Source organism: Blastococcus tunisiensis, from assembly GCF_900112815.1.
In the GTDB taxonomy this organism is placed as follows: domain Bacteria; phylum Actinomycetota; class Actinomycetes; order Mycobacteriales; family Geodermatophilaceae; genus Blastococcus_B; species Blastococcus_B tunisiensis.
In genome coordinates, this window is the sequence record NZ_FOND01000024.1 from 50563 (window position 1) to 63541 (window position 12979).

Sequence of the window (12979 nt, forward strand, 5' to 3'; positions counted from 1 at the left end):
GGGAGGACGCCGTGCGGTGAGGGAGGACGCCGTGCGGTGAGGGAGGACGCCGTGCGGTGGGGGAGGACGCCCTGCGATGGGGGACGGCGTCGTGCGATGAGCCCGGCATAGCGTCGCGGTCCGCCTCGTTGACCACGGCGTGCCCCGCTCTCCGCTCCGCCTGCTCGTCCTCGGCGACTCGATCGCGTACGGGACCGGCGCCGCGCGCGCCGAGGACACCCTCGGCCGACGGCTGGCCGCGGCGCTGACCGCCGACGGGTTCGACGTCGTCCTGCACGTCCTGGCGGTGCCGGGCGCGGTCTCGGCCGACCTGGCCGCCCAGGCCCGCCGGGGGGAGCCGCTGGCCGCCGACGTCGCGGTGATCGTGGTCGGCGCCAACGACCTGGCCCGCTTCGTCCCCGCGGAGCAGGCGGCAGCGTCGCTGGCCGCCGCCGTTACGGCCCTCCGCGCGCGGGGCACCGACGTGGTGGTGGTCCCCGCCCCGGACATGTCCTCCGTGCCGTTCGTGCCGCCGGCCTTCCGCGCGGCCGTGCAGGCGGCCAGCCGGTTCCTCCAGCGCCACCAGGAGGAGGCCGCGGCGCGCGCAGGAGCGTCGGTCGCGCACGTGGCCGCCGAGGTGACCGGGGACTTCGGCACCGACCCGGCCATGTTCGCGGCCGACCGGTTCCACCCGTCCTCCGCCGGCTACGCGCGGATCGCGGCCGCGCTGACGCCCCACGTGCTGGCCGCTGCACGGCACCGACGGGACGCGGCGGTGCCCTGACGCGGCAGTTCCCTGATGCAGGCGGCGCCCTGACGCGGCAGTTCCCCGATGCAGGCGGCGCCGTCAGCGCGCGGCGGGGACCGGCAGCAGCCGCGCGCCGAGCGGCTCGACGACCCGGGTGAGCACGGGTCCGGCGACCGCGAGGATCAGCACGTACCCGGTCGCGATCGGACCGACGTCGGCCAGGCCGGCCGTCACCGCGAGCCCGGCGATCACGATCGAGAACTCACCGCGGGCCACCAGGGCGGTGCCGGCGCGCAGCCGTCCGGGGACCGCCACGCCGTCCCGCCGGGCCGCGAACCAGCCGGTGCCGATCTTGGTGACGGTGGTGACCGCGGCCAGGGCCAGCGCGGCCGGCAGCACCGGCAGGATCAGGCCCGGATCGGTGGCGAAGCCGAAGGCCACGAAGAACAGCGCCGCGAACAGGTCCCGCAGGGGGCCGAGGATGGCACGGGCCCGTTCGGCGAACGACGCGGGCAGCGCCAGGCCGACCAGGAAGGCGCCCACGGCCGCCGAGGCACCCAGCGCCTGGGCCAGGCCGGCGACGAGCAGGGTGAGGCCGACGAGCCGCAGCAGCACCTGCTCGTCGTCGTCGTGGCTGAGCAACCGACCCAGATGGTGGCCGTGGCGCTGGGCGGCCAGGAGGACCACGAGCACCGCCCCCACGGCGAGGGCGATGCCGGAGGCCGCCGCGGTCGGGCCCTCGCCGGCCAGCGCGACGACCAGCAGCGGCAGGAACAGCGCCATGGCCAGGTCCTCGAGCACGAGCACCGACAGCACGGCGGGCGTCTCGCGGTTGGCCAGCCGCCCCAGGTCGCCGAGCAGCCGCGCGATGATGCCCGACGAGGAGATGTAGGTGACCCCGGCGAGGGCGAGCGCCCCCTGCCAGGGCAGGCCCAGCAGCAGCCCGGCGGCGAAGCCCGGGGGCGCGTTGAGCACCAGGTCCACCAGGCCGCTGGGCGCGTGCCGGCGGAACGAGCTGAACAGCTCGGTGGCGGAGAACTCCAGGCCCAGGGTCAGCAGCAGGAGGACGACGCCGATCTCGGCCGAGGCCTCGAGGAAGGGTTCGGCCGTGCTCAGCGGGACGAGGCCGCCCTCGCCGAGCGCGAGAGCGGCGAGGAGCACGAACGGCACGGGGGAGAGCCCGAGCCGCCGGGCGGCCAGCCCCAGCACGGACAGCCCGAGGAAGAGCAGGCCGAGTTCCAGCAGCAGTGCGGCGACGTGGTCCACCGGGGAGGTCGCCGGTCAGCCGGCGGTGCGGCCGGACAGCCGGTGCTCCAGTTGCTCCAGCCCGGTCGCGGAGCCGATGGCGACCAGCACGTCACCGGTCCTGAGGGGGTCGCCCGGGGAGGGCGAGGGGACGACGTCGGCCCCACGCACGATGGCGACGATCGAGCACCCGGTGAGCGTGCGGGCCCGGGTCTCGCCCAGCGTGCGCCCGGCGAAGGGTGACCCCGCGGTGATCGTGAAGCGCCCTGACTCCAGGCCCGGGACCTCCCGGGAGAGGTCGGCGAAGCGCTGGGTCAGCCGCGGGGCCCCGAGGACCTCGGCGACCGCATCGACCTCCTCCGGCTCCAGTCGGAACATGCCGCGCGCCCGGTCCGGGTCGCGCCGGTCGTAGACGGCGATCTCCGCGCCACCCTCGCGCTGGACGACGATGCCCAGCACCTGCCCCGAGCGGGTCTCCAGCTCGTACCGGACACCGACTCCGGGCAGCAACGTCTCCTCGAGGTCCATGCCGGCATCGTCGCAGAGTCCGGCCTTCGTCCTCAGGGGAGGCGGTCGGCCAGCAGCTCCGCGAGGTGCAGTCCCCGCCGGTCGGCGAGCTGGTCGAGCTGGGTGCGGCAGGAGAAGCCGTCGGCGAGCACCACGGCGTCGGGGCCGAGGCCCTCCACCGCCGGCAGCAGCTGCTGGCCGGCGATGGTCACCGACACGTCGTGGTGGCCGCGCTCCACGCCCCAGTTCCCGGCCAGCCCGCAGCAGCCGCCCAGCCGGGTGACCGACGCCCCGGCGGTGGCGAGCAGCCGGGCGTCGGCCGACCAGCCCATGACCGAGGTGTGGTGGCAGTGCGGCTGGGCCACCACCTCGAGCCCGGCGAGCGACGGGGGCGTCCAACCCGGGGTGTCGGCCAGCAGCTCGGCGAGGGTCCGCGTGGCCCGGGCGACCGCTTCGGCCGCCGGCCCGCCGACCAGCTCGAGGGTCTCGCTGCGCAGGGCCGCCGTGCAGGACGGCTCCACCCCGACGATCGGGACGCCGGCCTCCGCCAGGGGCGCCAGCGCCTCGACGGTGGACCCCAGGATGCGGCGGGCGGTGTCCAGCTGGCCGGTGGTGATCCAGGTCAGCCCGCAGCAGGTGTCGGCACCGGGCACCTGCACCCGGTAGCCCGCGGACTCCAGCACCCGCGCCGCGGCGGAGGCCACCTCGGGGGCGAAGTGGTCGGTGAACGAGTCCACCCAGAGCGCGACCGGCGCCCCGGAGGTGCCCGGATCGGTCCGGTCGGCCCACTGCGCACGGAACGTGCGGGGAGCGAAGGCGGGCACGTCGCGGCGCTGGTCCATGCCCGCACCCCACTTGGCCAGCCGCCCGCCGGCCCGGGAGCGGAGCACCGCGTTCACCAGGCGGGGGGCGCGGGCGGCGAGGTCGGCCCAGAACGGCAACCGGCCCAGGGTGTAGTGCGACAGGGGGCGCAGCCGGCGCCGGTAGGACTGGTGGAGCACCTCGGCCTTGTAGGACGCCATGTCCACCCCGGTGGGGCAGTCGGAGGAGCAGCCCTTGCAGGACAGGCAGAGGTCGAGCGCGTCGTGCACCTCCGGCGAGCGCCATCCGGTCACCGGACCGCCGGGGGCGAGCATCTCCTGCAGCACCCGGGCCCGCCCGCGCGTGGTGTCCTTCTCGTCCCGGGTCGCCGGCCACGACGGGCACATCACGCCGCCGGAGGACTGCAGATCGGCGCGGCACTTGCCGACCCCCGTGCAGCGGTGCACCGCCGCGGAGAAGTCGCCGCCGTCGTGCCGGTAGGCCAGCGCCAGCCCCTCCCGCAGCACCGGGGCGTCGGCGATGCGCACCGCCTCGTCGAGCGGGGCCGGGCGCACCAGGACGCCCGGGTTGAGCAGGTCGGCCGGGTCGAACAGGGCCTTGACCTTCCCGAACAGGTCGAGCACGGCCGGGCTGTACATGTGGCCGAGCAGCTCGCTGCGGGCCCGGCCGTCGCCGTGCTCGCCGGAGAGGGAGCCGCCGTAGCCGGCCACGAGCCGGGCGGCGTCCTCGACGAAGGACCGGTACCGCGCCCGCCCCCGGCCGGGTTCGCCGTCGCTGCCGAACGGGAAGTCGATCCGCACGTGCACGCAGCCGTCGCCGAAGTGCCCGTAGGGGACGCCCTGCAGGCCGTGGCCGTCGAGCAGCGCCTCGAAGCCGCGCAGGTAGTCGCCGAGCCGCTCGACCGGCACGGCGGCGTCCTCCCAGCCGGCGTGCGCCGGCCGCCCGTCCGAGGTGCGCGCGGCGAGCCCCGCGCCGTCCTCGCGGATCCGCCAGATGGCGGCGGCCTCGGCCGGGTCGGTGACGACGAGGGAGTCCAGGGCGGCCGCGTCGGCGAGCACCCCGCGTGCCTTGGCCTCGACCTCGGCCGCGGTCTCACCGGTCAGCTCCACGATCAGCCAGCCGTCCCCGCGGGGGAGGTCGGGCACGACGGCGGCCGGTACGTCGCGCAGCCGCTGCACGATCCGCTGGTCCAGCCCCTCGACGGCGGTCGGCTCGTGCGGCAGCAGCCCGGGCGTGGCGTCGGCGGCGTCGGCCATCGAGGGGTAGCCCAGCACGACCAGCCCGCGGACCGGGGCGTCGGTGACCAGGCGCACGGTGGCGCCGAGGACGACGGCGAGGGTGCCCTCGCTGCCGACGAGGGCGCGGGCCACGTCGAAGCCCCGCTCGGGCAGCAGGTGCTCCAGCGAGTAGCCCGACACCTGGCGGCCGAAGCGGCCGAGCTGGGTGCGGATCGGGCCCAGGGAGGCGCCCACCAGCCGGTGCAGGTCGGCCAGCACCCCGCCGGTGGGCTCGGTGCCCGGGGCCAGCCGCAGGCGTTCACCGGCGCCGGTGACCACGTCGAGGCCGACGACGTTGTCCGACGTCCGGCCGTAGCCCAGGGCGCGCGAGCCGCAGGCGTTGTTGCCGATCATGCCGCCGACCGTGCACCGGTTGTGCGTGCTGGGGTCGGGGCCGAAGCGCAGGCCGTGCGGGCGGGCCGCCGCCTGCAGCGCCGCCTGCACCACGCCGGGATCGACCGTCGCGGTCCGGGCCTCGGCGTCGATCTCGTGGACCCGGGACAGGTACCGGCTGGTGTCCAGCACCACCCCGGGGCCGACGGCGTTGCCCGCGATCGACGTGCCGGCGCCCCGCGCGGTGAGCGGCACCCCGAGCGACCGGCAGACCTCCAGGGCCGCGACCACCTCGTCGACGTGCCGCGGCCGGACGACGGCGCGCGGCAGCACCCGGTACAGCGAGGCGTCCGACGAGTAGAGCGCCCGCGCGAGTCCCGAGTCGTCGACGTCGGTGATCCCGGCCCGACGCAGGGCGGCGGCGACGTCCGCGTCGGTCGGTTCCACGGCGGCCGGGACGGAAGCGGTCATGGAGGGAGTCTCCCGGTGCGCCCCGGGGGCAGCCCACCCACCCTCCCGGGCGGGGCGCGGGTCGCCTCGTCCGCTATCCGGTCGCCGGGACGTCCCCGCCCCGGCGACGCCCCCCGAGCCGCCGCCGGAGCCACTTCTCGGTCTCCACGATCACGAGAACGGCGATCCCGACCACGGTGACGCGCACCCACCAGACCGCATCGATGGGAGCGGAGTCGAAGAGGGCGTTCATCCAGGGTGCGTACGTGAACACCAGTTGCAGGGCGAGCATCACGACCATGCCGGCCGGTACCCACGGGTTGCTCAGCAGACCGACCCGGCGGATCGAGCGGTCCAGCGATCGGCAGTTGAGCAGGTAGGCGACCTCGACGACCACGAAGACGTTCACCGCCACCGTCCGGGCGGCGGCGACGGACTCGCCCGAGGCCATCGCCCACTCGAACATCGCGAAGGCGCCGAGGAGCATGAGGGTCGAGACCAGGACGATGCGCCCGATCAGCTCGCCGGTCAGCAGCGGTCGGGACGGCGGCACCGGCGGCCGGCTCATGACGTCGGCCTCCAGGGGCTCGAAGGCCAGCGCGAGACCCAGGGCGACGGCGGTGGTCATGTTGATCCAGAGCACCTGGGTCGGCAGTACCGGCAGGGTGGTGGCCAGCACGACCGCCGCCAGGATGACCAGGCCCTCGCCGAAGCTGGTGGGGAGCATGAAGGTGATGAACTTCCGCAGGTTGTCGAAGACACCGCGGCCCTCCTCGACGGCGGCCTCGATGGAGGCGAAGTCGTCGTCGGTGAGCACCATGTCGGCGGCCTCCTTGGCCACCTCGGTCCCGCCCACGCCCATCGCCACGCCGATGTCGGCCCGGCGGAGGGCCGGTGCGTCGTTGACCCCGTCGCCGGTCATGGCCACGACGTGCCCCTCCCGCTGGAGCGCCTCCACCAGGCGCAGCTTCTGCTCGGGGTTCACCCGGGCGAAGACCGCCGTCCGGCGGACGACGTCCGGGAGTTCGTCGTCGGGCACGCGGGCGAGGTCGGCGCCGCCGAGCACCTCCAGGACGCCGTCGTCACCGAGCCCGAACTGTTCCCCGATGGCGCGGGCGGTACCGGCGTGGTCCCCGGTGATCATCGCGATGCGGATGCCCGCGGTGCGGCATGCCCGCACCGCCGCGACCGCCTCCGGGCGGGGTGGGTCGAGCATGCCCTGCAGGCCGGTGAGGACCAGCCGTCCGGACAGCGCCTCCTCGCCGAGCTCCCGGGTGCCGGGAGGAAGCTCCACCGTCCCCATGGCCAGGACGCGCAGCGCACGGCCGGTCATCTCCTCGGTGCGGGCGTGCACCGCGTCGGCGTCGACCGGACCGGTGGTCCCGTCGGCGCGCAGCTCTCCGGACGACATCGCGAGCAGTCGCTCCACCGCGCCCTTGACGTGGGCGACGACCCGGCCGTCGTCGGAGTGGTGCAGGGTGGCCATCCACTGCCGCTCCGAGTCGAACGGCACGGTCGCCAGCCGTGGGGCGGCCCCCAGCAGCGTGCCGAGGTCCAGCCCCGCCTTCTCCGCCACGACGAGCAGCGCCGCCTCGGTGGGGTCGCCGATGACCTGTCGGCGGCCGTCCTGCCCGGTCAGCCGGCTGTCATTGCACAGCACGCCGGCGACCAGGCAGGCGCGGAGCGCCGGCTGCCCGCCCACGTCCACGGCGGTGCCGTCGGCCGTCACCTGCCCGGCCGGGCCGTACCCGCTCCCCGACACGGCGTAGCCGCGCCCACCGGCAGAGACGGCGACGACGGTCATGGCGTTGGCCGTCAGCGTGCCGGTCTTGTCGGTGCAGATCACCGTCGTGCTACCCAGGGTCTCCACCGCCGGCAGCCGGCGGATGATCGCGCGACGGCGGGCCATGCGGGAGACGCCGATGGCCAGCGTGATCGTGACCACCGCCGGCAGCCCCTCCGGGATGGCTCCGACCGCCAGCGCCACCGCGGCGGTCAGCATCTCGGCGGCGGGCTCGCCGCGCAGCGTGCCGAGCGCGAAGGTGAGCAGGGCCAGGCCGATGATCGCCGCGGTCAGGATGCGGCTGAACCGGCCGATCTTGCGGGTCAGCGGCGTCTCGAGCTGGACCGCCTCGCCCACCAGCCGGTGGATGTGCCCGATCTCGGTGTCCGCACCGGTGGCCACCACGACGCCCCGCCCGCGCCCGCGGGTGACCAGTGTCGTGGAGTAGCCCATGTTGGCCCGGTCGCCCAGCACCGTGCCCGTGGGCAGTGCGGCCGGCTCCTTCGCCACCGGCAGCGACTCCCCGGTCAGCGCCGACTCGTCGACGTGCAGGTCCTCGACGGACACGAAGCGCAGGTCCGCGGGCACCTTGTCCCCGGGCTCCAGGACGACGACGTCGCCGGGGACCAGTTCCTCGGAGGAGATCCGGTGCCGGGCGCCGTCGCGCACCACCGTCGCCTCGGTGCGCACCAGGGCCGTCAGGGCGTCGAGCGCCTTCTCCGCCCGCGACTCCTGGACGAACCCGATGGCGGCGTTGATCAGGACGACGGCCAGGATGACGCCGGAGTCCACCACCTCCCCGAGCGCGAGCGTGACCGCCGCGGCCACGAGCAGGATGTAGATCAGCGGGTGGTGGAACTGGAGCAGCAGCCGCAGCCACGGCCCCCGCCGGTCGAGGCGGGGGAGCACGTTCGGGCCGGCCGACCGCAGCCGGTCGGCGGCCTCCGCCGTGGAGAGCCCCCGGTCCGCGTGCGTGCCCAGCAGCAGGACCACCTCGTGCACCGGCAGCTCGTGGTGCACGAGCTCCTCGTCGGCCGGCGGACGGAGGTCCTGGTCGGGCGTCGGCATGAACCCAGCCTCCGGAGCGGAGGACCGGAGCCGACAGGGACCTTCGCCCTGTCTGCACCGACCCGGTTGCCAGCGGTGGCCCGGGTCCGGTGGGATCGGCCCATGGACGCCGTCGCGGAAGCACAGCCCGAGGCCCCCCCGGGGCCGCTCGCCGACGAGGAGCTGGCCGCGCTGGATGCGTGGTGGCGCGCCGCGAACTACCTGTCGGTCGGGCAGATCTACCTGATGGGCAATCCGCTGCTGCGCGAGCCGCTGCGCCCGGAGCACATCAAGCCGCGGCTGCTGGGCCACTGGGGGACGACCCCGGGACTGAACTTCGTCTACGCGCACCTCAACCGGGCGATCACCGCCCGGGACCTGGACATGATCTACGTCATGGGGCCCGGGCACGGCGGTCCGGGCCCGGTGGCGGCGGCCTGGCTGGAGGGCACCTACAGCCACTACTACCCGGACGTCTCCCAGGACGAGGCCGGCATGCGGCGGCTGTTCACCCAGTTCTCCTTCCCGGGCGGGATCCCGAGCCACGTGGCCCCCGAGACGCCCGGATCCATCCACGAGGGCGGGGAGCTGGGCTACGCCCTCGTCCACGCCTACGGGGCCGCGTTCGACAACCCCGACCTGGTGGTGGCCGCGGTCGTCGGCGACGGCGAGGCCGAGACCGGGCCGCTGGCTGCCAGCTGGCACTCGAACAAGTTCGTCGACCCGCGCACCGACGGGGCGGTGCTGCCGATCCTGCACCTCAACGGGTACAAGATCGCCAACCCGACCGTGCTGGCCCGCATCCCGCGCGAGGAGCTGCTCGAGCTCCTGCGCGGCTACGGGCACACCCCCTACCTCGTCGAGGGCGACGACCCGGCCACCATGCACCAGCAGTTCGCCGCCACCCTCGACCGCTGCCTGGACGACATCGCCGGGATCCAGCGCCGCGCCCGCGCCGACGGGACGACCGAGCGGCCGCGCTGGCCGATGATCGTGCTGGCCTCGCCGAAGGGCTGGACGGGCCCCGACGTCGTCGACGGGGTGCAGGTGCAGGGCACCTGGCGCGCCCACCAGGTGCCGTTCACGAACGCCCGCGAGGACGACGGGCACCGTGCCGTGCTGGAGGAGTGGCTGCGCAGCTACCGGCCGGAGGAGCTGTTCGACGAGGACGGTGCCCCGGTGCCGGCCGTCCGGGACCTGCATCCCGCCCACGACCGGCGGATGAGCGCCAACCCGCACGCCAACGGCGGGAAGCTGCTCCAGCCGCTGCGGATGCCCGACTTCCGCGACTCCGCGGTGCAGGTCGACGCACCGGGCACCGGCGCGGTGGAGGCGACGCGGGTGCTCGGCACGTTCCTGCGCGAGGTCATGCGCGAGAACATGACCACGTTCCGCCTCTTCGCCCCCGACGAGAACAACTCCAACCGTCTCGGCGCCGTCCTCGACGTCACCGACCGGGCGTGGATGGCGCAGCGGCTGCCCGGCGACGACCACCTCGCGCCCGGCGGCCGGGTGATGGAGGTGCTCTCCGAGCATCTGTGCCAGGGCTGGCTGGAGGGCTACCTGCTCACCGGCCGGCACGGCTTCTTCTCCTGCTACGAGGCCTTCATCCACGTCGTCGACTCGATGTTCAACCAGCACGCCAAGTGGCTGAAGACCACCAACGGCATCCCGTGGCGGCGGCCGATCGCCTCGCTGAACTACCTGCTGACCTCGCACGTCTGGCGGCAGGACCACAACGGGTTCTCCCACCAGGACCCGGGGTTCATCGATCACGCCGTCAACAAGAAGGCCGACGTCATCCGGGTCTACCTGCCGCCGGACGCCAACACGCTGCTCTCGGTGGCCGACCACTGCCTGCGCACCGAGCAGTACGTGAACATCATCGTCGCGGGCAAGCAGCCGGCCCTGCAGTACCTGGACATCGACGCCGCCGTCGAGCACTGCACCAAGGGCATCGGGATCTGGCCGTGGGCCAGCACCGACGCGGGGGAGGAACCCGACGTCGTCCTCGGCTGCGCCGGCGACGTGCCGACCATGGAGACCCTGGCGGCGGTGGAGATCCTCCGCGGGTACTTCCCCGATCTGCGGATCCGGGTGGTCAACGTCGTCGACCTCATGCGGCTGCAGGACGACCGCGAGCACCCGCACGGGCTGTCGGACCGGGAGTTCGACGCCTACTTCACCACCGACCGGCCGGTGATCTTCGCCTACCACGGCTATCCGTGGCTGATCCACCGGCTGACCTACCGGCGCGCCAACCACGACAACTTCCACGTGCGCGGCTACGTCGAGGAGGGGACGACGACCACCCCGTTCGACATCTGCGTGATGAACCGGATCGACCGCTACGACCTGGCCATCGACGTCATCGACCGGGTGCCCAGGCTGGCGACGATCGGGGCCCACGCCCGCGACCGACTGCGCGACCAGCTCATCGAGCACCGGCAGTACGTCCGCACCCACGGCCAGGACCTGCCCGAGATCCGGAACTGGCAGTGGTCCGGGCGGCCGAGACCGGTCACCGGCGGGCCGGACCCGCTGGAGGAGCCGGAGCCGTGAGGCTCCTCGTCGTGAACGCGGGCTCGAGCAGCCTCAAGCTCAGCCGGCTGGACGACGCCGGGGCGGTGTCGGCGGCGACGACCGTGGAGTCCTGGCAGGGGGCCGGGCACCTGGGCCCCCTGGCGGACTTCCTCGCCGGCTGCGGGCCGGTGGACGCCGTCGGGCACCGGCTGGTGCACGGCGGCCCCCGCTACGGCGGGCCGGTGGTCGTCGACGACCTGGTGACCACCTACCTGTACTCGGTGAGCCACCTGGCGCCGCTGCACAACCCGCGCGCGCTGGCCGGCATCCGGGCCACCCGGGAGCTGCTGCCCGACGTGCCGGCCGTGGCGGCGTTCGACACCGGCTTCCACACGTCCCTCCCGCGGGCGGCGGCCACCTACGCGCTGCCGCGGGAGTGGAACGAGCGCTGGGGGCTGCGGCGGTACGGCTTCCACGGCCTGTCGCACGCGTGGGCGGTGCGGCGCGGTGCCGAGCTGCTGCACCGCGACCCCGCGGAGCTGCGGATCGTCTCCTGCCACCTCGGTGCCGGTGCGTCCCTGGCCGCGGTCCGCGGCGGGATCTCCGTCGACACCACCATGGGCTTCACGCCGCTGGCCGGGCTGGTCATGAACACCCGCCCGGGCACGGTCGACCCCGGGCTGGTGCTCTGGCTGCTCGAGCACGGGGGCGTCCCGCTGCTGGAGCTCGGCGACGTGCTGGAGCACCACGCCGGGCTGAAGGGGCTGTCGGGGACCTCGGGGGACCTCCGGGACGTCCTCGCCGGCCGGGCCGCGGGGGACGACGGCTGTGCGCTGGCCTTCGACGTCTACGTGCACCGGCTGGTGCGCGAGGCGGCGGCCATGACCGCGGCCACCGGCGGGCTGGACCTGCTGGTGCTCACCGGCGGGGTCGGCGAGCACTCCCCGGAGGTGCGGGCGGCCCTCGCCGACGGCCTGGCGCACCTCGGCGTCGCGCTGGACGACGCGGGCAACCGGGACGCGACCGGCGACGCGGACATCAGCGGAGCCGGGTCCGCCGTGGCCACGGTGGTGGTCACCGCCCGGGAGGACCTGGAGATCCGCCGGCAGGTCCTCGCCGTGCTGGACGGCTGAGCCGGTCCTCAGTCCGGGACGACGACGGCGCGACCCGGCCGGCGCAGCGGACCGGCGTGCACCGGCGTGCACCGGCGTCAGGCCCTGGCTGCCCGGTCGCCGACGAGCTCCTGCGCCAGCTTCCCGGCCCAGGCGCGGACGGCCTCGGGGTCGCGGAAATCGCCGAGCGGGGCGCGCATGGCGGTGACCATGGCCCGCTCCCCGATGGAGAGCAGCTCCATGTCGAGCCGGCCGGGGAAGACGCGGTGCCCGCGGGCGCCGACCAGCTGGCCGAGGGGATGCACGTCGTGCGGCTCGTCCGGCGGGAACGGGGGCGCCCCGATGGGACCGCTGGAGAACAGCCACACCGGCGTCGTCCGGAGCTGCGCCGCGTGCGCGGTCACGTAGTCGCGCGCCTCCTCCCGCCACCGCCCGGCGTACACCGCGCTGCCGATGACGACGGCGTCGACGTGCGCCGGGGCCGGGGCGTGCGCCGCGTCGTACAGGGCCGCGGTGAGGCCGGCCCGCTGTCCGGCCCCGGAGGCGGTCAGCGCGTCGGTCAGCACCTCTGCGATGCCGCGGGTGGCGCCGTGCTTGCTGGCGACGACGACCAGCACCCGGAGGGTGCCGGGGCTCGGCTCGGCGACGGACATGGTCACTCCCTCGGTCGGACGCCTCCACACTTCCCGGGCCTGCGCCGCGACCGCAAGAGGCCGACGGCGGGCAGCCGCGGGGACGGTGTGCGCGAACGCCCGGTTCCAGCGCGGCGGATTCACTCGGTCGTCGCAACACCGGCTAGTTGATCGTCGGACAGTAGTCGGTCGAGGTGCTCGGCTGGGGTGCGGAAGTCGAGGGTCTTGCGGGGGCGGCCGTTGAGCTTGTCGGCGATGGCGTCGAGGTCTGCTGCGCTGTGCACCGAGAGGTCGGTGGCTTTGGGCAGGTACTGACGGAGCAGACCGTTGGTGTTCTCGTTGCTGCCGCGCTGCCACGGTGAGTGCGGGTCGCAGAAGTAGATCGGCAGGTCGGCGGCGATGGTGATCTCGGCGTGCCTGCGCATCTCCAGGCCCTGATCCCAGGTCAAGGAGCGGCGCAGAGCGACCGGCAGGGAGGTCACTTTGTTGGTGATCGCGTCGCGGACGGCCTCGGCGGAGAA

At 74.7% G+C, this 12979-nt stretch carries 9 protein-coding genes; 3 read left to right on the forward strand and 6 right to left on the reverse strand.

The genetic code is table 11. The features are described 5' to 3' along the window. Positions 1-139: 139 nt before the first annotated feature. On the forward strand, positions 140-763 hold the full coding sequence (locus tag BM142_RS21475) for an SGNH/GDSL hydrolase family protein (RefSeq protein WP_092203115.1): 624 nt from the start codon (positions 140-142) through the stop codon (positions 761-763). Positions 764-826: 63 nt separating this feature from the next. Here BM142_RS21475 and BM142_RS21480 read toward each other — a convergent pair whose 3' ends face one another. From BM142_RS21480 to BM142_RS21495, 4 genes are all read right to left on the reverse strand, one after another. After that, a complete protein-coding gene (locus BM142_RS21480; protein WP_092203117.1) occupies positions 827-1993 on the reverse strand; it encodes a cation:proton antiporter in 1167 nt (388 codons plus the stop codon). A 15-nt stretch (positions 1994-2008) separates the two neighbouring features. Next, positions 2009-2500, reverse strand: coding sequence for a cation:proton antiporter regulatory subunit (locus BM142_RS21485; protein ID WP_092203119.1), 492 nt, complete (start codon positions 2498-2500; stop codon positions 2009-2011). Between the two features lie 32 nt (positions 2501-2532). Further along, positions 2533-5382 carry an FAD-binding and (Fe-S)-binding domain-containing protein gene (locus BM142_RS21490; protein ID WP_092203121.1) on the reverse strand — a complete coding sequence of 950 codons (2850 nt, stop codon included), beginning with the start codon at positions 5380-5382 and terminating at the stop codon, positions 2533-2535. A gap of 73 nt (positions 5383-5455) precedes the next feature. Next, a complete protein-coding gene (locus tag BM142_RS21495) occupies positions 5456-8212 on the reverse strand; it encodes an HAD-IC family P-type ATPase (RefSeq protein ID WP_092203123.1) in 2757 nt (918 codons plus the stop codon). A gap of 102 nt (positions 8213-8314) precedes the next feature. Between BM142_RS21495 and BM142_RS21500 the strand changes: the two genes are divergently transcribed. After that, entirely contained in the window at positions 8315-10753 is a 2439-nt protein-coding gene (locus tag BM142_RS21500; protein ID WP_092203132.1) for a phosphoketolase family protein, read from the forward strand. Further along, positions 10750-11847, forward strand: a complete 1098-nt coding sequence (locus BM142_RS21505; protein WP_092203134.1) for an acetate/propionate family kinase — start codon at positions 10750-10752, stop codon at positions 11845-11847. Before BM142_RS21500 ends, BM142_RS21505 begins: the two co-directional genes overlap by 4 nt. 77 nt (positions 11848-11924) lie before the next feature. On the opposite strand, the gene BM142_RS21510 is transcribed toward BM142_RS21505, so the two are convergent. After that, a complete protein-coding gene (locus BM142_RS21510) occupies positions 11925-12479 on the reverse strand; it encodes a flavodoxin domain-containing protein (protein WP_092203136.1) in 555 nt (184 codons plus the stop codon). 119 nt (positions 12480-12598) lie between these two features. Next, positions 12599-12979: IS30 family transposase (locus BM142_RS21515; protein WP_139228979.1), on the reverse strand; the 381-nt coding region annotated here is incomplete at its 5' end.